The sequence below is a fragment of the Mameliella sp. CS4 genome, assembly GCF_019392335.1.
Classification (GTDB): domain Bacteria; phylum Pseudomonadota; class Alphaproteobacteria; order Rhodobacterales; family Rhodobacteraceae; genus Antarctobacter.
In genome coordinates this window covers 137595-159664 of record NZ_JAHXRQ010000009.1, presented here as the reverse complement: position 1 = coordinate 159664, position 22070 = coordinate 137595, and the positions used below count along the sequence as shown (strand labels likewise).

Genomic DNA, 22070 nt, shown 5'->3' with positions numbered 1-22070 from the left:
CGGCATGTCGTCGGAGGGCACATCGACACTGTAAACGGCGCGGTCGGCAACGTTGTCCGAATGTGGGTTCTGACGGAACGCTCGAAACGCATCGAGGCGTGGCAGGGCGGGCTCTATAGGCTCCGGCACATGATGCAAGTGGCAGAGGCCCGTCTGAGCGCGGGACGCGCAACTAACGGGAGGATGTCATGACCGGCAGATCTGCCCCATTCACTGGAGACAAGACCCGCCTTGCCGTTGATCTCGGCAAAGCATGGGCATGGTGCGAATATGTGCACTCCGATCTCAAGCCATTCACACTCGTTTCTGGCGTTCTGGATCTTGGCGACCAGACGTTCGGATTTGATCCCGGGATTGAAGAAGCCGAGTACTATTTCGACTGCGGACTATTGCGCGAAACCGCGTTCGATGCTCTCGCCGCCATGGGTCACCATCCGGCTCCAAACCGATGGTATGCGCACTACCCGACCGCGTTCGTGTTCGCACGGCGTCTCTCGGCGCATGAATGCCTGCAAGCGCTGGCATTCTTCCGGGCAAGGGGCCTGACCTCAACTTCGAACAATCAAGGTCGACATGGGAATGGCCCGGGCGGTTGTTGATGCAATCCGCGTGATGACTGCCCGAGACAGCGTATCACCGCGCGGGAGCGAACAACGGAAGCCTGCAAGATGCTGCCTGCAGAAACCAACGCGCCCTTCAGCTCGAGGGCGCCCTGGTCTCGACCGGCCAGCCTGTCAGGAACTTCGGCACGGCATGTCAGATACCTCTGGCTGCTATCGGGAACGCTGACGCGAAACTCGTCCGAGAAAGGAGGCAAGGACGCTTGAGAGCGGACACGATTGTCCGTGGAATCAGGAGGAAATGAAGTGACCAGTTCATCAGATACCATGCGATGCAAGGCCAACAGCCAGGCGGTCCGGAAACTCTTCGCCGACAGGTGCCAAGACCTCTTGGATGCGGCCGGATTGCTCGGTGGCGCAGCCGCGCAGCGCCGATGTCTGCGATTGTGGTCCCGATTGCGGTCGGCGTCGCGAATGGATTGCCATTGCCGGCAGGAATTGCGTTGGATGCACGCCCTGTTGTGTCTGCAAATTGTGGATCATCCGGATTCCGCAGGAGCGACGCACTTCTGTGACTTATCTCCGGACGATCCTGCGGTGCATGACCTTTGCCTGCTGGCCGAGGCGCTTGGTGACCTGCTCGCAGAGATCGACAGCGAGCAGGCACAAGCTGTTTCGGAGAAAACCCTCGACGCGGGTCTAAACGCCGCCTGACCTCTCCGCCGGCGCGCGCGCCGGCGACTTGAAGCGCGGTCGCATGGTGCGTCGCCAAACCCAATGGAGTGGTCATGTTCAAAACTTATCTTCAGATGCCGCTGGAGGATCTTTTCACAAACATCCTTCTGGAAACCCGGCAGATCAGCGACGGGATCCAGAAAGCCGACGTCTTTGCAAGTGCAATGGAACGAGCCTGCTATCTACGAGACCTGGCTATGCTCTCCGGCAATCGATGGATCGACACCGACTCGCTAAGAAATCTCGATCCGCTCATCGAACTTTTCAGAAAGGAACTCGATGTCGAGACGATTGCGGTTGTTCCGGTGTTCCATGGTCACAATGAACCGGATCTGGGCGCAGTCGGATGGGTCGAGGAGTGCCGGGAGCTGACCGACCGCGGAAAGACGATGTCATCGATGCTGCAAAGCCTCCGTCGACTGCGATGCATGATCGAAGTCGCTGATGCGCGGGTGAAGGCGGAGAATTTCGTGAACCGCCGCCTGCAGGTCTGATCCGTTCGTCGCGGCCAAGCCGATCCACCCCTCTGGCACGGGGTGGGTCGGTCGGTGTCTGTCTGTATTTCGTGGGGCGCGTCCTCTCAGCCATCAACTCATGCGGACACCCGGCGATCCGCCAGGTTGGTGACGTCAGCAAGAGGCATGTCGCCATAGGGCTTGCGGATCATCGAGATGTCGATCTCGATCATGTTGACCCATTTCTGCAAGGTCTTCTTGGCGAAACCATGCGGGTTGTAGTTGGTGATATTCACATCCCGTTCCACGTGCCCCATCAGGTACTTGCGGTGGCTGTCCTGGCACTCGAGCTCGATCAGGAGGTGGTTGAACGTGGTCCGGAAGGAATGGAAATCCCGTTGCGGATCATAGCACTCGTTGTCCTTGCGATAACGGGTAAAGCGCTTCGAGAACGTTTCGGTGAAGGTCTTCTTGTTGGCGCTGCGCTCCAGCCAGGGGAAGAGACGCGGCTCTCCGGCGCGCCGGCGCTCTTCGACGAGCCGCATCAGGCCAAGCTCGAGCAGGTTGCGGTGGATCGGCACGGTCCGACGGGCAGCCATGCTCTTCAGGCTTTGGCCGGGACCTTGCTTGAGGACGATGCAGGGAATCTCGTCGATGACCTGAATATCGCCCGTATGCAGCTGCAGGACTTCCTCGCTGCGGAAACCCATGTGAAGGGCGATCAGAGGTGCCCAGTACATTGGGTCTCCGGCATCCTCGAGCTTGTCCTGAAAGATGGGCGTGCGAAACAGCTTGCCCAGGCGCCCGCACCAGGTCTGCCGCTCCGTATCATCCTCCAGGAGCATTCGGCGTTCGACCTCCGCGGACTCCCAGATATGATCCGCCATCATGTTTTCGCGGGCTTCGTCCTGACGCACGGCGAACTTGAAGACACGCTGGAAATCCTGCATGTGCCGGTAGATCGTCGCCGCCTTGAGCCGCGGCAGCTTCTCGCGCAGGATAGTGATCTCGATCTTGCCTGGGCTCTCGCCTTTCTTGGTCATGCGGGCCCGGGTGATTTCCTCGTTCCGGCGCTCTTGTTCATCGGCCTCATCGGCGGCCACCTGTGGGCACCGCTTGTCGGTCTTGGCCTGGTAGTTTCGCGGGATGCGTTGCATGAGTGTGAAAGCAGCGGTGAGATCCTCATGCGTGATGTCGTCCAGAGACTTCGTCCCGAGAATGCGCTCCATCAACCGTGCCGTTGATCGGACATTCGCCGCCGAGTTCTTGGCCCAGCTCTCACCACCCTTCGGGTTGGGATCTTCATTGAACTTGAAGGTTCTGTAGCCCTGCGAGCGCTTCTCAATATAAACCTCGGCGGTGTCCAGGATCGTCGGGCCGGGGGAGGTGTCGTGTGTTGTGCAGATTTCCTGAACCGGCGCCACTGAGAGCTCAGGAGCGACGTCTTTCGGCATTTCTTTTTCGATCGGCCGTGCTGCAACGGCGCCCCCGGCGGGGTCGGGCGCCGACACGGGATACGATGGAACAGGCGCGACGGGCGCAGTAGGATACACCGGAGCGGGAGGTGCATCGTTCTGCGTGAGGGATGGCGCTGAATTGGGCTGAGAGATGGAGCGCGTGGCGACCTGGCTGGTCAAAGCGCGGGAGAACACGGCCGTCGGCGTCGAGTAGACCCCTTGATCCCGGCGGAAGTTTTCCTCGTTCGCATCAAGGATGATCCGCAAGGCTCGGTAGGCCAGCCTCTGCCAGTCCGGGTCTGTCTCGTCGAGCGGGATTCCGAGGCGGTCGGCCACTTGCCGGAGTGGATCCCGGGCCATGTCCCGATCCCGAAGCCGGATTGCATCACGGACGGTCGCAATCGCGGCGTCGGAACATTGCAGCTCATAGGCGGCCACCTCCGGGGTGCGAACGGGGGCGACCTCGCGCGCGGCCTCGGCCACGTCGATGAGAAACCGGCTGAGCCCGTCCAGGAGCCTCTCCACGATGTCCGGCGATATTGCCATCGTCCTCTCCGTCACGCTGGCGAAGGCGATATCGCTCAGAAGGGTAAGTTTCTGAGCCAGGGCCTTCGCGTCGGGGAGGACATGGGATCGAAGCGAGAGGAGCAGTGACATTTTTTTCGGAGAGACCTCCGGACCCCAGGCCCGTAGGGCCTGGGGCCAGCGACGACGCCAGTGGAAGCCGCTCGGGCGGTATTCGAGGTGCGGTTGCGATGCGGTCGTGAAACGCAAGTCTGCGACTCCTGTGCCAGCGTTTGTGCCACGCGGTGGGACAGGAGATGTGCCACGCCAAGAACTCTCCGAATGTAGACGGAGAAAATCCTTGGAAATCAGTCTCTCAGGATATTTTGGCTCCGGCGGTAGGGATCGAACCTACGACCAATTGATTAACAGTCAACTGCTCTACCGCTGAGCTACGCCGGAACATGGGGCGGTCTATAACAATGTGGAATCCGGGCGTCCAGAGGGTTTCGTCACAAAATTGCGGAATAATTCGCGACGCATCAGATCGCGCGAAAGACGGCCTCGGCGGAAAGCTCTCCGACTGGGGACACACGGGATTTCTGCGTCAGATCAATGAGGTGCGCCAGGACATTCCGGGTGGCAGCAGGCAGGAGGGCTGGCGGAACCTCGGTGTAGATCCGCTCTGCCAGGCTGCGCGCGGTGGCGGGGGCCTGGGCCAGCGACTCGAGGATGGCGGTTTCGCGGCCACGGCGGTGAGTCAGAAGGGTCTCAAGGCGGTCGGCGGGGGCGGTCACGGGGGCGCCGTGACCTGCATGGAACAAGGACCAAGGTCGTTCTTGAAGACGTTCCAGAGAGGCCATGAAGGCGGTCAGATCCCCATCGGGTGGTGACACCAGAGAGGTCGCCCAGCCCATCACGAGGTCCCCGGAAAACAGGACATCGCCCCAGGCAAAGCACAGGTGGTTGGCCATGTGGCCCGGCGTGTGCAGGGCCTCGACGGTCCAGCCATCCCCGGCAACAGTGTCACCATCGGCAAGGGTGACATCCGGTTCAAAGCGCGTATCGACGCCTTCGCCGCCGCCGACCAGCCCCTCGGCAGCCAGTTTCTGCATGACGGCGCTGCGCCCGGCCTCGGCCGGGCCGAATCCCAAGACCGGCGCCCCGGTCCGGCGCGCAAGGTCACGGGCGAGGGGGGAATGATCGAGGTGCGCATGGGTCACGAGGATATGCGTGATCTGCTGCCCCGGCTCCAGCGCATCCAGAATAGCCTGCAGGTGGGCGGGCTCGTCGGGGCCTGGATCGATCACCGCAATGCCCCGCGTGCCCAGCAGGTAGGTGTTGGTGCCGCGAAAGGTCATGGGCGAGGGGTTCGGCGCCAGGACACGGCGCAGCCCCGGGGCAATCTCTTCGGCAAGGCCCGGTCGGGGCTGGAAATCGGGCTGGGGGTCCTGCATCGGATGGGTCCTTTTGGCGATGGCGGGCCGGGGCGGCGCGGGCTAGGCTTAGCGCATGTTCTTCCGCTGGCTCAAACGATATATGCCCCGCAGTCTTTACGGCCGTGCCGCACTGATCCTTGTGCTGCCGGTGGTGACGCTGCAACTGGTGGTGTCCGTCGTCTTCATCCAGCGTCACTTCGAGGGCGTCACAGTCCAGATGACCAGGGAGCTGGCGCGCGAGGTCAACCTTGTGGTGGCGGATCTGCGGGACCTGTCCAATGCGCAGCGGCTCGGCATTCGTCCCAGGGAGGTGGCAGAGGACACGCTGCCCGAGGCCAACCAACGGCGCTGGTACGACTTCACCGGCCTTGTGGTGATCCGCGAGCTGGACATGCGCATCCCGGCCCTGGAGCGCATTTTGCTGCCCAGCGACCGTGAGGTGGTTCTGTTCCTGCGCCGCGACGATCAGCTGTACCGGGCCAGCATCGACCGGTCGCGGGTGTCTGCTTCGAACCCGCATCAGCTGTTTGTGAACATGGTTGTCTTCGGCGCTTTGATGACGCTCATCGCCTTTCTCTACATGCGCAACCAGCTGCGACCGATCACCCGGCTCGCGGCGGCGGCAGAGGCGTTTGGCAAGGGACGCAACCTGCGCTATTCGCCCTCCGGCGCGACAGAAGTGCGGGCCGCCGGTCATGCCTTTCTGGAAATGCGCAACCGTATCGAACGGCACATCGAACAGCGCACCATGATGCTGTCGGGGGTCAGCCATGACCTGCGCACGCCGATGACGCGGCTCAGGCTGGGGCTGTCGTTGCTGGATGACGAGGACCGTGAACCGCTGGAACGCGATGTCGAGGAGATGCAGCAGCTGATCGACGCCTTCTTGGATTTCGCGCGCGGCGATGCCGAAACCGGCGCTTCGGAGCGCGTCGATCCTTTTGCGCTCATCCAGCGGATCGTCGAGGACGCGCAGCGTGGCGGGCAACGGGTCGAGCTTGGCGAGATGCGGGGCGAGGGGACGGCCATGCTGCGCCCGCGCGCCTTGCGCCGCGCGGTCGAGAACCTGCTGGCAAACGCGCGCCGCTATGCCTCGGACTGTCGCGTGTCGGTGCAGTTGACCGATGGTTCCCTGCGTATCCGGGTCGAGGATGACGGCCCCGGCATCCCGGCGGATCAACGCGAGGATGCGCTGCGCCCTTTCGTGCGACTGGATCCGGCGCGCAACCAGGATCGCGGCTCGGGTGTCGGGCTGGGCCTGGCGATTGCGGCGGATATCGCGCGGGCGCATGGCGGCGTTCTGCGGCTGGGCGAAAGCGAGAGCCTGGGCGGCCTGCGCGCCGATATTGTCATCGCGCTGTGAACCGCGATTTGGCCGCGCGGAATTTTCAGAAAATCCGCTGCATGCGCCACGGTTTCGCCGTCTCGCGGTCACCCGGTTGAAAGACCTCTGCGTCAGCTTGCCCGCAGACCAATCACAGGAGTTCCCAGATGGCCATCATGCCGCTTGTCACCGCCGCCACCATCGGACTTGCCGCGTTCAGCAGCACCGATGCCGAAACACCCAAGTCGCATGTCTTTGCCCAGGCGCAGCCGTTTGTCACAACCCAAGGCTACGCGGTGCCGCAGGGCGATTACATGACGACGCCCGATGGCTGCACCTATCGCCGGACGCAGGCGCCGGGCCAGCCTGTGCGCTGGATCATCGTCCTGAACCCGCACCATCTGGGCAAGGGCGGATCGCCCAGCAAGTGCAAAGGCATGCTGTAACCCCCGGGCACACCAACAGGCGCGCCGACAAGATCAGCGCGCCTCTTTCCTGCCAAAGGACAGTGTCTGGATCAGAACCAGCCCTGAACCGTCCGCGACCCGGCGGAAATATCCTGTCCGATGCCATCGACGGTGCCACATCCTGCCAGCCCTGCGGCCAGCGCGATCACGAAAACCACTCTCATATCTGCCTCTTGTCCGGTCTTGTCGCCGTTAAGTAAGGGACGAAATCACTCGCCCTCCCACCACCATACATCAGGCTGAAAGCCCAGCCAATCACCATAGATCGGCAGGCTATCCTTGGGATAGGTCAGTTCCTTCGCGTGGGCGATGCGGCTGACCGCGTATTTGTCCTGCACCGGGATCACGTAGCGCCCGCTGATCAGCACACGGTCCAGCGCGCGGGCGGCGGCCAGAAAATCGTCCCGACTTTTGGCGCCCAGCAGCGCATGGATCATCGCGTCCGCCGCGGGTGATTTCATCCCCATCCAGTTCCGAGAGCCTTCCTGGTCGGCGGCCTCGGCCCCCCAGTAGAGGAATTGCTCGTTCCCGGGGCTGAGCGAGAGACCGCGCCGAAAGCTGGTCATGTCGAAATCGAACTGGTTGGTGCGTTCCTTGTATTGCGCCGGATCTATCATCGTCACCTGCGCCGTGATGCCGATCCGTTCCAGCGCCCGGATAAAGATCTCGGCCATCGCGACGTTTTCACCCTGTCCCTGCTGCAACAGGATCTCGAAGGTGAAAGGCGCACCTGCGGCGTTCTTCATCACGCCGTTCTGAACGGTCCAGCCGGCCTCTGCCATGAGGTCGATGGCCTTGGCCAGGTTTGCGCGGTTGCGGGGGCTGCCGTCAGAGACGGGCAGGCTGTAGCCCTCCAGCGCGCCGGGCAGCAGCTCGTCGGCAAAGGGGGTCAGCAGGTCTTTGACCAGCCCTTCGGCCGGGCCGTCGCGCATCCCCAGCAGGGAGTTGCCGTAATAAGAGGTGATGCGCGGCTGCGCGCCACCGGTCAGCGTGTCGTTGATGTATTCGAAGTTGAAGGCATGGATCATCGCATCCCGTACATGCCAGTCGGCAAACTTGGGGCGCCGCGTGTTCATCACGAAACCGGTGATGCCGGTGGGGCGCTGGTGCGCGATCTCGGACTTGACGATATCGCCCCGGTTGACCGCCGGAAAATCGTACTGGGTCTTCCATTTCTCGGCATTGGTCTCGCGGATCGTGTTGATGATCCCCGCCTTGAAGGCCTCAAACAGCGCGGTGTCGTCCGCGAAGAATTCCAGCCGGATGGTGTCGAGGTTGTTGGTGCCGCGCCGGAAATTCACGTCCTTGCCCCAGTAGTCCGGGTTGCGGTTCAACTCGACATAGCGACCGGCCTCGTAGTCGCCGATGACATAGGGCGCCGAGGTGATCGGAACGAGGTCAAGGCTCGAGTTCTCGAAGTCCAGACCCTCCCACTGGGCCTTCTTCAGGATCGGGCGCATGCCGATGACCAGCGCCAGTTCCGGGTTGTCCTCGTTGAAGGTGAACCGCACGGACCGTTCACCGGTCTGTTCCATGCTCTCGACCTTGCCCCAGAGACCGAGGTAGCGGGGGTGACCCTTGGTGCCCAGCGTTTCGTAGGACCACATGACATCCTCGACCGTCACCGGGCTACCATCCGAGAATTCCGCCTCTGGCCGGAGGGTGAATTCCACCCATTCCCGATTCGGCCCGACCTCTATCGATTCGGCCAGAAGACCGTACAGCGAGAAGGGTTCATCGTAGTTCCGGCCCATCAGGCTTTCGTAGACGAGGAACCGCAACTGCCAGGGCGCAGAGCCTTTCAGGATGAGCGGATTGAGACTGTCGTAGCTGCCAAGCTCTCCGGTGACGATGCGGCCACCGGTCGGCGCGTCCGGGTTGGCGTAGGGGAGCGACACAAAATCGGGTGGAAGTTGCGGGTCGCCATACATAGCTATGCCATGTTGGGGATCGGCCCACAGGCTGCCTGCGGACAGAATCGCTCCGGCCGCGACGATTTTTGCGACCCGATTTCGGAAAAAATTTACGCACATTTCTGCAACGATCCCTGTCTGCCCTTGTTTTCTTGAAGGCGAGCGTATCGCTCCTTTTACGCCTTTTCAAACTTTTAGCTTGGACTCAGAAACCGTAACGCTTATAAAGGGGGCACTGCTCGATAGGTTTCTTGCCTGTATGAAACCTGCCTCAATGACTGAACCCCGGCCTTGTGCCGGGGTTTTTTTTGGTCATCCGTTTGGTCATCCGGCAGGCATCGCTTACCTCCTGTCACGGGTCTTGGCAGCGGCTTCTGCGCGCGACATTTCGGCCTGCGCGGCTTCTCGCCGTTACGGCCACCGCTTTCGCCCGGAAGGCGTCGATTGAGCGGGTGCATACCGCCGCATCCAGGACTATGCTGCATCTGCAAACAGAACCAGCATCGGGGAGCTTCATGTCACTTCAGGGAAAGACCGCCATCATCACCGGATCGAACTCGGGCATCGGCCTTGGCATCGCGCATGAGATGGCAAGGGCAGGGGCCTCGGTGGTGATCAACTCCTTTACCGATTCCGACGAAGATCACGCCCTGGCAAAATCCATCGCCGAAGAGCATGGGACCGAGGTGCGCTATATCAAGGCCGACATGTCCAAGCCGGACGAATGCCGCGCCCTGATCGAAAAGGCCGGTGCCTGCGACATCCTGGTCAACAACGCCGGCATCCAACACGTCGCACCGATCGACGACTTCCCGACAGAAAAGTGGGACGCAATCATCGCGATCAACCTCAGCTCGGCCTTTCACACCACGGCCGCCGCGCTGCCCAAAATGCGTGCCGCCGGCTGGGGCCGGATCGTCAACATCGCCTCGGCGCACGGGCTGACCGCCTCGCCCTACAAAAGCGCCTATATCGCGGCCAAGCACGGCATCGTCGGCCTGACCAAGACCGCCGCGCTGGAAACCGCCGAGGAACCGATCACAGCCAACGCGATCTGCCCGGGCTACGTGCTGACCCCGCTGGTCGAGGCGCAGATCCCCGACACCATGAAGGAATACGACATGGACCGGGAAACGGTGATCAAGGAAGTCATGTTGAAGCGCCAGCCCTCCAAGGAATTCGCCACGGTCGAACAGCTGGGCGGGACGGCGGTTTTCCTGTGCTCGGACGCAGCGGCGCAGATCACCGGCACGACAATCAGCGTCGACGGCGGCTGGACCGCCCTGTGACGTGATGGGGAGGGGGTGCCGAACGCGCCCCCTCTGAACTGTCTGCAGATCTCCAAAGATCTTTTCGCAACCAAAGACGCACGGGAGCGCGGCGCATGGCGGAAGCGGTACGCATCAATCTGGCCCTGCAGGGCGGCGGCGCGCATGGCGCCTTTACCTGGGGCGTGCTGGATCGTCTTCTGGAAGAGCCGGAGATCGAGATTGCGGCCATCACCGGGACCTCGGCGGGGGCACTGAACGGCGCCGCTTTGAAATCAGGGATGCTGGCCGGAGGGAACGAAGGCGCTCGAGAGATGCTTGACTGGCTCTGGCAACAGATCGGCGCGCTGCGGGACGAGGCGCTGCCCGACTGGTTGCAAGGTTGGATGCCGCACCCGGAGGTGGTCAGCAAGAGCCTGGAGTATTCACTGCCCTACAGTTTTGGCGAGGCGGTGGGGCGCATGATGTCGCCTTATGCCTGGGGGCCGCTGTACCGCAACCCGCTGGAAAAGATCGTGGAGCGGTTCGATTTTGACAGGGTCTGTGCCCATGAGGGGCCGGAATTCTATGTCTGCGCCACGCAGGTGCGCGACGGCAAGATCCGGGTGTTCTCCGGCGATCAGCTCAACACGCGGGTCATCATGGCCTCGGCCTGCCTGCCGACGGTCTTCCAGGCCGTCGAACTGGAAGATCCGCAGACCGGGACGATCGAACCTTTTTGGGACGGCGGCTATACCGGCAATCCGGCGCTGTTCCCCTTGTTCGAAAAACACCTGCCTGATGACGTGGTGGTGGTGAACATCAACCCGCTGCTGCGCGACAAGACCCCCGTCAGCCCACCCGAAATCCAGAACCGGATCAACGAGATCAGCTTCAACGCCTCGCTTCTGCGCGAGTTGAGGGCAATCGACTTTGTCCAGCGGCTGCTGCAGACCGGCGCGCTGACGCCGGGAACGATGAAGGACCTGCGCATTCACATGATCGCCGACGATGCGCTGATGAATGCCCTGTCCGTGGCGACCAAGATGGTGCCTGTGCCCACGGTGATCGCCCAGTTGAAAGAGGCCGGGCGCCGCGCGGCGGGCCGTTTCCTCGAGAGCCACAAGAGCGACCTTGGACATCGACAGACGGCGGACCTGCGGGCAATGTTCAGCTGACGCCGCGCCGGTTCAGGACGCCTTGCGGAACTGCGCCTCGAGCGCCTGCTTGGCGTCCTGCCCGTTGGGATAGACAAGCCCGGCCGAAATCACCAGCTTGGCCGCGTCCTCAAGGCTCATGTCCAGCTCGATCACGTCTTCCTTGGGAAAGAACAACAGGAACCCCGAGGTCGGGTTTGGCGTGGTGGGCACAAAGACCGACATCAGTTCACCGCTGGTGACAGCGCGGCGGGCCACCTCGCCCTTGGCGGCGGTCGAGATAAAGCCGATGGCCCAGATCCCCTTGCGCGGGTATTCGATCAGGCAGGCCTTTTCAAAGCTGCGTTCGGTCTGGGCAAAGATCGTCTCGGCCAGTTGCTTGAGGCCGGAATAGATCGAGCGCACCACTGGCGTGCGTTCCACCAGGCTTTCGGCGAAACTGATCATCGACCGGCCGATCAGCCCCTTTGCGATCCAGCCCACGACGATAGTGAAGAACAGGAAGACGAAGACACCCAGCCCACGCACGTTGACCTCGATCCGACCGTCGTCATCCGCGTCCAGCAGGTCAAAGAGCCAGGGAATGCGTGGCCCATCAGGCCCGGTCATCCAGCGGTTAAGCAGCGCATTGGGTTGGTAGGCATCCGGCACGAAGGGCCAGACAAAGCCGTCGACCCAGCCCACCACCGTCCAGATCAGCCAGACGGTCAGGCCCACCGGGGCGATCACGACGATGCCGGTCAGAAAAGAGGTGCGCAGCCGCGTGAACAGCCCCGGCCGCTTGCGGGTAGTAGGCTCGAATGGTGTGGTCATCGCAGGTCCCGGGACGATTAGGACAAAAGTAGGTGCATCGCGCGGGCTCTACAATGGGCTTTGCATCCGAAAGACGCTCAGGCGGGCAGGGCGCTCAATTCCTGCGCAATCCCGGCGGCCAGCCGGGCATTGTTGAGAACCAGCGCGATATTGGCCTCCAGCGACCGTCCCCCGGACAGTTCATAGATCCGCTGCAGCAGGTAGGGCGTCAGGTCCTTGCCCGCGATCCCGTGGGTTTCCGCGTCGCGGGTTGCCTCTGCGATGATCGGGGCAAGGGTCTCACGCGGGATCTCTGCCTCTGCGGGGATCGGGTTGGCGATGAGCTGCCCGCCAGGCAGGCCCAGCCGGGCGCGCATTCGGTGCGCCGCGGCGATCTCTGCCGGGCTGTCCGCGCGCAGTGGCGCCCGCAGACCCGCCTCGCGCGACCAGAAGGCAGGCAGCTGGTCCTGCCCATAGGCCATGACGGGCACGCCAAGGGTTTCCAGCCGTTCCAGCGTCTTGGGCAGGTCCAGAATGGCCTTGGCCCCCGCCGCGACAACCGTCACGCGGGTTTCGGCCAATTCCTGCAGATCGGCGGAGATGTCAAAGGTCGTCTCGGCGCCGCGATGCACGCCGCCGATGCCGCCGGTGGCAAAGACCTCGATCCCCGCCAGTTGCGCGGCGATCATGGTGGCGGCGACGGTGGTCGCCCCGGTGCCGCCGCGCGCCATGCAGACGGCCATATCCGCGCGGGACAGCTTGGCCACCTTTTTCGACTGCGCCAATGACTCGAGCTGGACATCTTCCAGCCCGACGCAAAGTGTCCCCTTGATCACCGCAATGGTGGCCGGGACAGCGCCGTTTTCACGCACCATCGCCTCGACCCGGCGCGCGACCTCCAGGTTCTGGGGCCAGGGCATGCCGTGAGTGACGATGGTGCTTTCCAACGCGACCACGGGGCGGCGTTCGGCCAGGGCCTCGGCCACGGCATGAGAGCATTTGATCGGGCTCATCGTCAGGTTCCTCCGGAAACATGGGTCGCGGCGGCGGCAAGCGCGCGGCGCAGGGCCTCGGGCCGGTCATAGCCGTCGCGTTCGGCGGCGATATGGGCCGCCATGAAGGTGTCGCCCGCGCCGGTGACACGGGTCACTGTGACGGGCGGCGGGGTTTCTGTATGGATGCCATCGGCAGTTGCGTCGCAACAGGGCGCGCCGCCATGCGTGACCAGCGCCCGCGCCGCCCCTCGTTCGACCAGGGCGCGCGCAGCCTCGGCAGCGCTGGTCAGCGGCGCCTCGCAGAGCAGGCAGGCCTCTTCGAGATTGACGTAGAGCGTTCCACGACCGGCGCGCAGGAAGGCGGAGAGCCGCGTCGCCTTGCCGGGGCTGGCCGGGGCGATGCGCAGGTCGGCACTGGCAAAGGCCGGATGCGCCGCGATCTCGGCCAGCAGGGCCTCGGTCAGGTTGCCGTCCAGCGCGATACGGCCCTGATAGGGCGCTTGCGGTGTCCCCAGCGGCCCGTCGATCAGAGGGGACAGGATGCGGGCGCCTGCCGCTTCCAGCGAATGCGCATCGGCGATCGCGGCCAGCAGGCCGTCCGGTGTTTCGATCGCCATGTAGCGATCCGTGGGCAGATCCGGCGCGTGGGTCAGGTGGGTCGTGTCCAGACCCAGCCGCGTACATTCCGCCGCCAGCGCCGTGCCTTCGGCATCCTGCCCGATGACCGACAGCAGCGCCGGGCGCATGCCCAGGCCCGCCAGCGTCATGGCGATGTTCAAGGCTACGCCTCCGGGGATCAGCCGGATGCGGCCCGGCTTGTCATTCCCGGCCTGCATGGTTTGCTCACATCGGCCGATCATGTCCCAGAGGACGGAACCGATGCAGAGGATATCCGGGTCGCGCGTTGTCATTGCCGCGTTTGTGGCGCGAAGGGCAGGGCGGCGCAAGCCGCATCCGTGCCTTATCGCGGCAGCATGTCCTCTTCGTCGGCGCAAAGCGCCAGCCAGTCGCGAAAGGCGACAAGCGCGGGTGGCGCCGGGCGGTCGGCGGGCCAGACCAGGTAGTAGGCACCAAGGCTGACCGGCGCGGCCTCATGCGCCGGTCTCAACGTGCCCGCCGCGCGTTCCGCGACACTGAGGTAGTCGGGCAGCAAGGCCACGCCCAACCCGTGCAGAGCGGCCTGCAGGATGGCGGTGAACTGGTCGAAGGTCGGCCCGGGCAAGGGGCCGGGCGACAGGCCCTGCGTTGTGAACCAGTCCGCCCAGGCATCCGGCCGGGTCTGGATATGCAAGAGCGGCAGGCGCCGCAGGGCCTCCAGCGGCAACGGTCCATCGGGCAATAGCGATGGGGCCGCAAGCGGCTGAACCGTCTCGGTCATCAGCCGCAGGTGGTGCGTATCCGGCCAGTCCGGTGCACCGAAATGCAACGCTGCATCAAGGGGTTCGGCGGCAAAACTGAACGGGCGCAAGCGGGTTGTCAGGTTTACCGTCACCTCGGGATGGCGTCGGGTGAAGTCCGGCAGGCGCGGCACCAGCCAACGCATGCCGAAACTGGGCAGGATCGCCAGGTTCAGCGCGCCGCCCGAGGGATCAAGCCGCAGCGCCATTGCCGCCTCGGTCAGCCGATCCAGCACCTCGCGCACCGTTCCGGCAAAGCTGCGCGCCTGAGGAGTGAGCCGCAACGCTCTGTTTCCACGCAGGAAAAGCGTGACACCCAGCTGATCCTCAAGGGTCTTGAGCTGGCGCGAGACGGCGCTTTGCGTCAGGTTCAATTCCTGCGCCACGGCGGTGGCGCTGCCCAGACGATCCAGCGCTTCGAGCGCGCGCAAGGCGGGCAGGGGTGGCAGATGCATTCCTATTCCTCATGAATACCTGCGATATTGTCGTTTTTCCATACCGCTTTCGCAAGCTATACTGTGCCCAACACGGAACAGGAGCCCGCCATGAACGAAATGAGCAAACCCGCATTGAAACCCAAGGACGCGCCGAACCTGGGTGGGTTCACCTGGGACGACCCGTTCCGCCTGGCCGACCAGTTGAGCGAAGAAGAACGCATGCTGGCAGAGGGTGCGCGCGCCTTTGCGCAAGAAAAGCTGGCGCCGCGCATCGTCCAGGCCTTCGAGGAAGAGACCGTTGAACCCGCGATCTTTGCCGAGATGGGTGAGATGGGCCTTCTGGGCATCACTGTGCCCGAGGAATACGGCGGCCTGGGCAGTTCTTATGTTTCTTACGGCCTCGTCGCGCGCGAGATCGAACGGGTGGACTCGGGCTATCGCTCGATGATGTCGGTGCAATCCAGCCTCGTGATGTACCCGATCTATGCCTATGGCTCTGAAGAGCAGCGCAAGAAATACCTGCCGAAACTGGCCAGCGGCGAATGGATCGGCTGTTTCGGCCTGACGGAACCGGACGCGGGCAGCGATCCGGGCAGCATGAAAACCCGTGCCGAGAAGATCGACGGCGGCTATCGCCTGACCGGATCGAAAATGTGGATTTCCAATGCGCCAGTGGCGGATGTCTTTGTCATCTGGGCCAAATCCGACGCCCATGACGGCAAGATCCGGGGCTTTGTCCTGGACAAGGGCGCCAAGGGCCTGTCAGCGCCCAAGGTGGCCAACAAGCTGAGCCTGCGCGCCAGCGTGACGGGCGAAGTCGTGCTGGAAGGCGTCGAGGTGGGCGAAGAGGCGTTGTTGCCGCATGTTCAGGGACTTAAAGGACCTTTTGGATGTTTGAACCGGGCCCGCTACGGCATTGCCTGGGGCGCGCTTGGCGCGGCGGAGTTCTGCTGGCACGCAGCACGGCAGTACGGGCTGGACCGCAAGCAATTCGGCAAACCCATCGCGCAGACGCAGCTGTTTCAGAAGAAACTAGCCGACATGCAAACCGAAATTGCCCTTGGGCTGCAAGGATGCCTGCGCGTGGGCCGCTTGATGGACGAAGCGCAGGGCGCGCCCGAGATGATCTCGATCCTCAAGCGCAACAACTGCGGCAAGGCGTTGGAGATCGCGCGCATGGCGCGGGATATGCACGGCGGCAACGGGATTTCGGCGGAGTTCCAGGTGATCCGCCACATGCTGAACCTCGAAACGGTGAACACCTACGAGGGGACGCATGATGTCCATGCCTTGATCCTGGGCCGCGCACAGACGGGGTTGCAGGCGTTCTTCTGACCCTTGGCGCGACGAGACGTGGGAAGCCGGGCCAATGGTCCGGCTTTTCAATGGGGTGTGCTCCGGTCTTGAGCATTCTCTTTGCAGAGGGGCAACCGTCTAACCGGACAGACATTAGTCTGATAATCAGTATTAAGTCACTGATTTTACTGGCCTTTTTCTGGTTTAGACCGGGTTACGGCCCCCGGTCAAGCGAAAACTGAAACGCTATATGTAGTACTAGACACACTCGGTAGGGCGGGGCAAGCCCTTACCCTACGTCATGTTGTGATTCAACCCTAGGTTTTCTTGCACCACGGGACGAACGGGCGTGATCCGCCCTTGCCCTTTCGGGCTTGTTTTGAGTCCGGACGGTCTTTGCAAGTGCGTTGCGTGCGCGATGGGTCAGCCAACGAATGAGGCGCCGCTGCGGGCCGCTCATGCAGCGAACGCTTGTTGCCGTCCGTCTTCGTCCCCGAGGACGCAGAAGGGGTTAAGCTGGCGCTTTTCGCGATACCAGTTTTCGAATGTGATTGGTCGCGGGTCGCAAGACGTGACGTATTCTTGCGCCTGATCGGCGTACCAAGTTCTAAACGCCTTTCGAGTTTCCGCCGGTTGGCCTCTGAAGCACTGGCGGCAGACGCGCGCGCCGCCGCAGCGGCTTCGGATTGCCGCGCGTTCTGATCCGATACGGAGTTCCTCCGCCCAGTTGTCGAATTCTTCTTGTCGTCCTTCGGATTCTTCGTCCGGGCCATAGACCAACCTTTCCCAATCTTTTTCATTTTGTTCCACGGACGCGAGTAGGGACGTCCACTGGGGGCAGGGCCGCCCTGTTTCTTCGATCCGCTGTTCATTGATGAGGTACAGCCGGTCGAGGAAGTATTCGCGCAGTTTGCCTTTCGGCCACCAGTAGCCCGAGTAGCCCGGCACGCGAAGTTGCGCTTTGACCGGGACGATCCTTTCCGCCTCAAATTCGTCCAGGCGCTTCTCAAGAAAGCGGAACCCGATAGGCGGTTTCTTGGACATGCGGAAATAGGACGCGGCGTGCTGTTCACTTTGGGTAAAGCGACCAGTCCGCCGGGATTTGACCTCATTGAACTGGTCTTTAAGGGCGTACTTGAGAACGTAGGCCATGCCCGCTTGCGTCGGTTCATGCACATCAACGTGGCCGTGATCCCACATTGACCAGAAGTCGAGTGCTTTCTTTTTGCCGACGCGCGGACCAAGCAGAGCGCGCTTGAAGTAGTCAACCCACTTGCCCAGCGTCGAGATAGGCCGGTCCGCGAATATGACCATGTGCCAATGCACCCGATCTCTTTTCTCGCCTCTTTCGCCCGCGACGATATAACGAATTTCGCCCCGCGCCTGATACTGACGGGCATATTCCTCCCGTAGTCTTTTCAGGAACGTTTGAACGTGCTGATAGCGAAATGCGCGGGCGCCGTCCGGCTTGGAGCCGTCCGGGTTGTTGCGATAGGTGAGGGTGATGAGGAAGGCTTCGGTCGACGTGGCCCTTTCGGCCATCGCCCGAGCCACCCAATCGTTTTTGCGGGTTTTGATGCAGTCATCGCAAACCCGGCAGGCGAACACGTCGCCTTCTGGTGTGGATTGTGGGTCTGTGCACATGGTTTGTTTTGTGTCCGTGTCACTAAATGCATACAGGATCAAGCAGGGGGGGGTTCTGTCCGATTCGTCCCGCCCAGCTACGGGCGGGACTCATCGAGGCCCCATTAAGAAACGGGGCCAAGATATTGTCAGGACGAGCAAATACAGTCGGTGGAATGACCACCAACGGGCGCCTCCGGCGCTGCAAACGGTTGAGTCGTCAACCTTGGCTTAGATTTGCTCTAGGGCGTTCACCCGACAAATCCCGCCTTCGGCGGCCAGCCGAGCTGGTACGATTTGCCGGGACCGCGTGACACCCCCGCAAGCGGGGACCCCCGTCACGCTACGCCTGATAGGTCCGTGCGTCTTGCTGGCCTATTTGCTGAGAAAGGAAGGGATTAGCCTGGATCGTCACCCCCAGCAGCCCCCACGGGGGCGCCATGTCGGCGGGTATAGTCGCGCGCGACGGCGGGCAGCACATCATTGAACCGCGCCCACAACTGCGATGCAGAGGGGACGCGATGTATGCCGCCATTGTCCGCCTTGAGCATGGCGCGATGATCTTCCCAATCCGCCAACTCGATATGGGCGCTATCCACAAAGGCCCAATAGTGCCCATGTTCGAGGGTCACACCGAATTTGTCCGCGACGATGCGAACGCACGCCGCGAGGGTTTCCCAATATTCGGGCGTGACGTCCCAACCCCTTTCCGGGTGGATAATGTCGACCGCCTCGAAAAATTGGTGCGCGGATTGGAAGGGCAAAGCGTTCGTGACCTTGCGGCCACCTGTGACGCGCCCTTTGGCGTAGAGTTCCTGTTGTCGTTCCGGCGAGCGGTAGCATTCGGAAATCTTGGCCGGGTACCCGGCATCTTCCATCGCCTTGACGATTTTTTGTCCGAGGAAAAACATCGGCCCGTTGACGTAGGTGAAGCGGGTTTGCCGCTTATCCACCTGATACCGCTCAAGAACGTGTTGTTGACGGGCGCAGCCCATCAGGTCCGCGATGGTGCGACGGACATAGCCCGCCGCTTCCATTGTTTTCGCCCAAGCACTCATTCCGCCGACACCTCCGGTTCGGCGGTCTCCGGTTCTTCAACAACCGGCGCCGGATCGTCCTGGGGGATTTCGCGCTGAGCGGGCGCCGTGGTCGCGCGTTCGTATTGCGCGAGGCGCTTTGCGAGGCTGTCATTCCGGTCAGCCACCTGCGCGATAAGGCGGCGCATTTGCACCTCGCTTTCCGTCATGCGGGTTGGCGCGAAATCAGGATTTGCGCCGGTTTCGGCGCCGCCTTCTCCGTAGCGCACACGCGCGACGCGCGAGACACCGGGAATAAGCGTGACACCGGGTCCGGCGGCGAGTTGATCGGTCGGGCCGAGCAGGTCGAGGTAATCGCCTGTCGAGTGCTTGCCCGCAGGAATACCCACGGTCCAAAGCACTTCACCGTCAGCGGAGATACCGGAAAGGGAGCCGCCTTCGGGTCCGACCACGGCCCAGCCCCGGATTGCTTCACTGTAATTCATATTCATTTTCCTTGTGAAGGGCAGGGGCTAAGCCCCTGCCGTTGCTTGATTACGCGTCGTTGAACACATCATCGGTTTCGATTGCGGCAAGTTCCTCCACCGGGGTCGGGCCGAAGATCGTCGGGGTATTGATCGTCGCGAGACTGGAGCAGGTGTAGGTACAGACTTCTGCGGCCTGAACCGCGAAGGGATAGTGCCCGAGATCGTTCGGATAGAGGACGCTTTCCGGCGTCACGGACATTGGCACTTCCAGTTGCCAAATGGCCGTTTTGGCCTCGACTGTCGTCGGATCAAGGTGCCGGTTAAACCCGTAGTTCACGTAGGTCCGCCGAAGCCCGTTGTTGCCGACATAGAGCGCAATGGTGTTTTCGTCCGCCGGGTCGCAGTCCGCATCAAGTTCACGGATACGCACCGGCACAGGGTCGATTGCCAATTCATCGGCTGCGAAGTTCTGCGCCTTCCAGCCTTTCGACAAGATCGGATGCGGCTGCGACGCAAGTGTTTCGTCGGGTTTGACGGCGGCGAAAGTGATGAGGATACCGCCAAACTCAGAGGCGGGAATCGGCGCCGTGAAGTCATGGCGCACGACCATATTCGTTTGCGTTTGATCAAGGCTCGCGCCGTCCATTGCGCGGATGGTGGCCGCGTTGAAGGTCTTGCGCTGTTCATAGACGACAAAGGGCTGTCTTCCGGGATCGACGGAAAGCCCGTGCGCGAAACGTGCGACCAGCTCATCACCGAGTTCCGGGTGTTGATCGACCATTTCCCGCATTTGACGGGTAAGTTGATCCATCTTTTCAGCCTGATACATATCAGTGAGGCTGATGGTGCTCGCACCACCCAGGTCAACACGCAAATTCGGGCGGGCATTGTCCTGAGGGTTCGCCTCAAAGATCAATTGCGAACTGGAATTATTGTCAGAAAAACCATTGGCATAGGTTTTGTTCTGGCCGGTTTCGACAACGGTCTGAGCCGTTTCGTTTGTGGTCGCGCCCGCTTTGACGGCGAAGCCCTCGACGTTAAGTACGCCGTCAAACTGGACAGCACCATTGACCCGGTCTTCCGGGTCAAGAACGCCATTCAGGCGGTCCAACACATTTTGACTGATGATAGCGGGCGTGATTGCCGAATTGCCTTTCGGCACCTGCGCCGCATCGACATGTTTGCGGCGCCGAAGATAGTTGACGGCGGCGTTGTGCGCGTGCCGCACAGAGGCGCAGACGTACTTGACGCCCGACACCGGCGAAGGGACGACGCCGAGGCGCTTGGTGATTTCATTTTCCGGTTCCAGCGCATACAGCGCCGTTCCGGCCAGCAGTTTCTGGCGGAGCACCTCGGCATTGCCGGGGTAATCGTTTGTGTCGTCAAATTGAGCGTCGATTGCTTGCAGCGGCACGAACACAGAAATGATTTCGGCTGTAACTTCCGTGATCATGCGGCCCGCGATGGGGTCGAGTTCGTACGTGATCGACTGCGTAACAGAGCCACTTTCGGACCCGACGAAGGGTACGGCCATCACAGGGGCCAGTTTCCCGCCGCGAAAGCGACCCGCGAGCGTGCGGGCTTCACGGCGAATTGCACGCGGCTTCATATATTTATTGAGCATAGCTCATCCTTTCAGATTAGTTTTTGGGTAGGGTAGGGGGGTTAGGTCAGTAGGGCTGACCTAGGGGAGATACCAAGTATTCCCCATTTTCCGCCTCATTTCTTCGGCGTACTTTTCTTTGGCTTTGCGGATTTCCTCGGGACTTTTCCCGCTTTTCCACGCGGGCGGCAGTTCTTCCGTAACAGGAAGCTTGTTCTTTTCCCGGTAAAGCCATTCAGACATAAGACGACTGTCTTTGCGCTTTTCAGCGTCCGTTCCGTAGGTATGACCCACGGAGTCTGAAAAGACGAGCGGCGCCGTTAGCGTGCTGAGAAGCAGATTTTCCCCGATGGCGTCTTCAAAGACTTCCCCAGAGGAAAACGCCCCGGAGCCTCGAAAGTCCTTTCCGAACATCGAGAACCGGGGCGCAATATTCTTGTTGAGTTCTGACGGTCCGTCCGGCCTCAGTTCCCAATCAGGACCAGCAGGTTTAGCAGCGCCAGCAGGAGCAGCACTCCCACCAGACTGCCGACCACCCACGCCAGAACCAGCTTGACGATTTCCATTGTAAATCCCCGGTACGTTCGGGGCCAGTTTAACCTCCTCGCGCAGGGCTTCAAGCCTTTGGCGCTCGACTTCGAGTTCCGCTTTCTGCATGTCGAGTTGGGCTTTTTCCGAAAAGCCGTCCGAGATAGCGGCACCGGCGCGAGCGATAGCATCGCCCATAAGGCCGGGGCCGGTAGGAAGAGTGCCCGCAAGCCCGGTCGGGCCAGCGAACACAAGGGGGTTGAACCCAGCTTTTTCCGCGCCGTACCTGATCCAGCCTGGACGCTGTTTGTCAAGGCTCTTTTGAAGCCCGATTTGCTGGCCGACCGGGTCAGGCCCGCCGAACAGCCCACCAAGCAGGGACGACCCCGCGCTAATGAGGGAACCAGTAACAAACGGATCCATCAGCGACGCGCCGCCCAGCTAACAGCCAGATCACCCATGATAAGGCCAAGCGCGGTCGAGGCTATCACGAATTGGTTGACCAATTCGGCATCCGCCCCGTAGCCGATGAGGAAGGCGCCAATGGCAGTGCCAAGGCGCCGTGCGAGGGGGTAAGCAATCTCTTTGATCAGTGCTTTTTGCACGGCCTCTCTCTCCTTTAGGTTGAAAAAGGCCG

The 22070-nt window shown here is 62.0% G+C and carries 22 protein-coding genes and 1 tRNA gene; 8 read left to right on the top strand and 15 right to left on the bottom strand.

The window, feature by feature from the left end:
- Positions 1-188 precede the first annotated feature (188 nt).
- The 3 genes from KZZ07_RS13165 (at position 189) to KZZ07_RS13155 (ending at position 1789) form a co-directional block, all read left to right on the top strand.
- The gene (locus KZZ07_RS13165; RefSeq protein ID WP_219514702.1) at positions 189-599 is read left to right on the top strand and encodes a hypothetical protein; all 411 of its coding nucleotides are present in this window, start codon (positions 189-191) and stop codon (positions 597-599) included.
- A gap of 468 nt (positions 600-1067) precedes the next feature.
- Positions 1068-1274 carry a hypothetical protein gene (locus tag KZZ07_RS13160; RefSeq protein ID WP_219514701.1) on the top strand — a complete coding sequence of 69 codons (207 nt, stop codon included), beginning with the start codon at positions 1068-1070 and terminating at the stop codon, positions 1272-1274.
- 74 nt (positions 1275-1348) lie between these two features.
- Positions 1349-1789 carry a hypothetical protein gene (locus KZZ07_RS13155; protein ID WP_219514700.1) on the top strand — a complete coding sequence of 147 codons (441 nt, stop codon included), beginning with the start codon at positions 1349-1351 and terminating at the stop codon, positions 1787-1789.
- Between the two features lie 98 nt (positions 1790-1887).
- On the opposite strand, the gene KZZ07_RS13150 is transcribed toward KZZ07_RS13155, so the two are convergent.
- The 3 genes from KZZ07_RS13150 to KZZ07_RS13140 form a co-directional block, all read right to left on the bottom strand.
- Positions 1888-3981, bottom strand: coding sequence for a tyrosine-type recombinase/integrase (locus KZZ07_RS13150; RefSeq protein ID WP_219514699.1), 2094 nt, complete (start codon positions 3979-3981; stop codon positions 1888-1890).
- Between the two features lie 117 nt (positions 3982-4098).
- Positions 4099-4173: transfer RNA gene (locus KZZ07_RS13145), tRNA-Asn, on the bottom strand.
- An 80-nt stretch (positions 4174-4253) separates the two neighbouring features.
- Positions 4254-5168, bottom strand: coding sequence for an MBL fold metallo-hydrolase (locus KZZ07_RS13140; RefSeq protein ID WP_219514698.1), 915 nt, complete (start codon positions 5166-5168; stop codon positions 4254-4256).
- A gap of 55 nt (positions 5169-5223) precedes the next feature.
- Here KZZ07_RS13140 and KZZ07_RS13135 point away from each other — a divergent pair, with 55 nt between their 5' ends.
- Positions 5224-6513, top strand: coding sequence for an ATP-binding protein (locus KZZ07_RS13135; RefSeq protein WP_219514695.1), 1290 nt, complete (start codon positions 5224-5226; stop codon positions 6511-6513).
- 128 nt (positions 6514-6641) lie between these two features.
- Positions 6642-6920: a hypothetical protein gene (locus KZZ07_RS13130; protein WP_219514693.1), complete on the top strand. Its 279-nt coding sequence runs from the start codon at positions 6642-6644 to the stop codon at positions 6918-6920.
- 71 nt (positions 6921-6991) lie between these two features.
- On the opposite strand, the gene KZZ07_RS13125 is transcribed toward KZZ07_RS13130, so the two are convergent.
- Positions 6992-7105, bottom strand: a complete 114-nt coding sequence (locus tag KZZ07_RS13125; RefSeq protein WP_219514692.1) for an entericidin EcnA/B family protein — start codon at positions 7103-7105, stop codon at positions 6992-6994.
- A gap of 45 nt (positions 7106-7150) precedes the next feature.
- Positions 7151-8974: an extracellular solute-binding protein gene (locus tag KZZ07_RS13120; RefSeq protein WP_219514691.1), complete on the bottom strand. Its 1824-nt coding sequence runs from the start codon at positions 8972-8974 to the stop codon at positions 7151-7153.
- A 395-nt stretch (positions 8975-9369) separates the two neighbouring features.
- Between KZZ07_RS13120 and KZZ07_RS13115 the strand changes: the two genes are divergently transcribed.
- Positions 9370-10143 (top strand): 3-hydroxybutyrate dehydrogenase, encoded by a 774-nt coding sequence (locus tag KZZ07_RS13115; RefSeq protein WP_219514690.1) that lies wholly within the window; start codon positions 9370-9372, stop codon positions 10141-10143.
- A 95-nt stretch (positions 10144-10238) separates the two neighbouring features.
- On the top strand, positions 10239-11279 hold the full coding sequence (locus KZZ07_RS13110; protein WP_219514689.1) for a patatin-like phospholipase family protein: 1041 nt from the start codon (positions 10239-10241) through the stop codon (positions 11277-11279).
- Positions 11280-11291: 12 nt separating this feature from the next.
- On the opposite strand, the gene KZZ07_RS13105 is transcribed toward KZZ07_RS13110, so the two are convergent.
- The 4 genes from KZZ07_RS13105 to KZZ07_RS13090 all read right to left on the bottom strand — a co-directional run bounded on the left by KZZ07_RS13105 (position 11292) and on the right by KZZ07_RS13090 (position 14897).
- The gene (locus KZZ07_RS13105; protein WP_219514688.1) at positions 11292-12071 is read right to left on the bottom strand and encodes a DUF502 domain-containing protein; all 780 of its coding nucleotides are present in this window, start codon (positions 12069-12071) and stop codon (positions 11292-11294) included.
- A gap of 77 nt (positions 12072-12148) precedes the next feature.
- The gene (locus KZZ07_RS13100) at positions 12149-13063 is read right to left on the bottom strand and encodes a pseudouridine-5'-phosphate glycosidase (RefSeq protein ID WP_219514686.1); all 915 of its coding nucleotides are present in this window, start codon (positions 13061-13063) and stop codon (positions 12149-12151) included.
- Positions 13064-13065: 2 nt separating this feature from the next.
- Positions 13066-13956 (bottom strand): PfkB family carbohydrate kinase, encoded by an 891-nt coding sequence (locus tag KZZ07_RS13095; protein ID WP_219514684.1) that lies wholly within the window; start codon positions 13954-13956, stop codon positions 13066-13068.
- 50 nt (positions 13957-14006) lie between these two features.
- Positions 14007-14897, bottom strand: coding sequence for a LysR substrate-binding domain-containing protein (locus KZZ07_RS13090; RefSeq protein WP_219514682.1), 891 nt, complete (start codon positions 14895-14897; stop codon positions 14007-14009).
- Between the two features lie 90 nt (positions 14898-14987).
- Between KZZ07_RS13090 and KZZ07_RS13085 the strand changes: the two genes are divergently transcribed.
- Positions 14988-16214, top strand: a complete 1227-nt coding sequence (locus tag KZZ07_RS13085) for an acyl-CoA dehydrogenase (RefSeq protein ID WP_219514680.1) — start codon at positions 14988-14990, stop codon at positions 16212-16214.
- Between the two features lie 417 nt (positions 16215-16631).
- On the opposite strand, the gene KZZ07_RS13080 is transcribed toward KZZ07_RS13085, so the two are convergent.
- The 6 genes from KZZ07_RS13080 to KZZ07_RS13055 form a co-directional block, all read right to left on the bottom strand.
- Entirely contained in the window at positions 16632-17861 is a 1230-nt protein-coding gene (locus KZZ07_RS13080) for a rolling circle replication-associated protein (RefSeq protein ID WP_219514679.1), read from the bottom strand.
- 335 nt (positions 17862-18196) lie between these two features.
- Complete coding sequence (locus KZZ07_RS13075) at positions 18197-18856, bottom strand: M15 family metallopeptidase (protein WP_219514678.1); 660 nt, start codon at positions 18854-18856, stop codon at positions 18197-18199.
- Complete coding sequence (locus KZZ07_RS13070) at positions 18853-19326, bottom strand: hypothetical protein (protein WP_219514677.1); 474 nt, start codon at positions 19324-19326, stop codon at positions 18853-18855. Before KZZ07_RS13070 ends, KZZ07_RS13075 begins: the two co-directional genes overlap by 4 nt.
- A gap of 43 nt (positions 19327-19369) precedes the next feature.
- Entirely contained in the window at positions 19370-20926 is a 1557-nt protein-coding gene (locus KZZ07_RS13065) for a hypothetical protein (RefSeq protein WP_255564322.1), read from the bottom strand.
- A gap of 60 nt (positions 20927-20986) precedes the next feature.
- Complete coding sequence (locus KZZ07_RS13060) at positions 20987-21856, bottom strand: hypothetical protein (protein ID WP_219514676.1); 870 nt, start codon at positions 21854-21856, stop codon at positions 20987-20989.
- Positions 21856-22038, bottom strand: a complete 183-nt coding sequence (locus KZZ07_RS13055; protein ID WP_219514675.1) for a hypothetical protein — start codon at positions 22036-22038, stop codon at positions 21856-21858. Before KZZ07_RS13055 ends, KZZ07_RS13060 begins: the two co-directional genes overlap by 1 nt.
- Positions 22039-22070: the final 32 nt, after the last annotated feature.

What these genes read in the sequence shown, in the direction of transcription:
- KZZ07_RS13075 (WP_219514678.1), bottom strand. Translation starts at nt 18,856, where the DNA reads ATGAGTGCTTGGGCGAAAACAATGGAAGCGGCGGGCTATGTCCGTCGC.
- KZZ07_RS13085 (WP_219514680.1), top strand. Translation starts at nt 14,988, where the DNA reads ATGAACGAAATGAGCAAACCCGCATTGAAACCCAAGGACGCGCCGAAC.
- KZZ07_RS13125 (WP_219514692.1), bottom strand. Translation starts at nt 7,105, where the DNA reads ATGAGAGTGGTTTTCGTGATCGCGCTGGCCGCAGGGCTGGCAGGATGT.
- KZZ07_RS13100 (WP_219514686.1), bottom strand. Translation starts at nt 13,063, where the DNA reads ATGAGCCCGATCAAATGCTCTCATGCCGTGGCCGAGGCCCTGGCCGAA.
- KZZ07_RS13095 (WP_219514684.1), bottom strand. Translation starts at nt 13,956, where the DNA reads ATGACAACGCGCGACCCGGATATCCTCTGCATCGGTTCCGTCCTCTGG.
- KZZ07_RS13110 (WP_219514689.1), top strand. Translation starts at nt 10,239, where the DNA reads ATGGCGGAAGCGGTACGCATCAATCTGGCCCTGCAGGGCGGCGGCGCG.
- KZZ07_RS13160 (WP_219514701.1), top strand. Translation starts at nt 1,068, where the DNA reads ATGCACGCCCTGTTGTGTCTGCAAATTGTGGATCATCCGGATTCCGCA.
- KZZ07_RS13060 (WP_219514676.1), bottom strand. Translation starts at nt 21,856, where the DNA reads ATGGATCCGTTTGTTACTGGTTCCCTCATTAGCGCGGGGTCGTCCCTG.
- KZZ07_RS13130 (WP_219514693.1), top strand. Translation starts at nt 6,642, where the DNA reads ATGGCCATCATGCCGCTTGTCACCGCCGCCACCATCGGACTTGCCGCG.
- KZZ07_RS13135 (WP_219514695.1), top strand. Translation starts at nt 5,224, where the DNA reads ATGTTCTTCCGCTGGCTCAAACGATATATGCCCCGCAGTCTTTACGGC.
- KZZ07_RS13070 (WP_219514677.1), bottom strand. Translation starts at nt 19,326, where the DNA reads ATGAATATGAATTACAGTGAAGCAATCCGGGGCTGGGCCGTGGTCGGA.
- KZZ07_RS13065 (WP_255564322.1), bottom strand. Translation starts at nt 20,926, where the DNA reads ATGCTCAATAAATATATGAAGCCGCGTGCAATTCGCCGTGAAGCCCGC.
- KZZ07_RS13155 (WP_219514700.1), top strand. Translation starts at nt 1,349, where the DNA reads ATGTTCAAAACTTATCTTCAGATGCCGCTGGAGGATCTTTTCACAAAC.
- KZZ07_RS13140 (WP_219514698.1), bottom strand. Translation starts at nt 5,168, where the DNA reads ATGCAGGACCCCCAGCCCGATTTCCAGCCCCGACCGGGCCTTGCCGAA.
- KZZ07_RS13105 (WP_219514688.1), bottom strand. Translation starts at nt 12,071, where the DNA reads ATGACCACACCATTCGAGCCTACTACCCGCAAGCGGCCGGGGCTGTTC.
- KZZ07_RS13115 (WP_219514690.1), top strand. Translation starts at nt 9,370, where the DNA reads ATGTCACTTCAGGGAAAGACCGCCATCATCACCGGATCGAACTCGGGC.
- KZZ07_RS13165 (WP_219514702.1), top strand. Translation starts at nt 189, where the DNA reads ATGACCGGCAGATCTGCCCCATTCACTGGAGACAAGACCCGCCTTGCC.
- KZZ07_RS13120 (WP_219514691.1), bottom strand. Translation starts at nt 8,974, where the DNA reads ATGTGCGTAAATTTTTTCCGAAATCGGGTCGCAAAAATCGTCGCGGCC.
- KZZ07_RS13090 (WP_219514682.1), bottom strand. Translation starts at nt 14,897, where the DNA reads ATGCATCTGCCACCCCTGCCCGCCTTGCGCGCGCTCGAAGCGCTGGAT.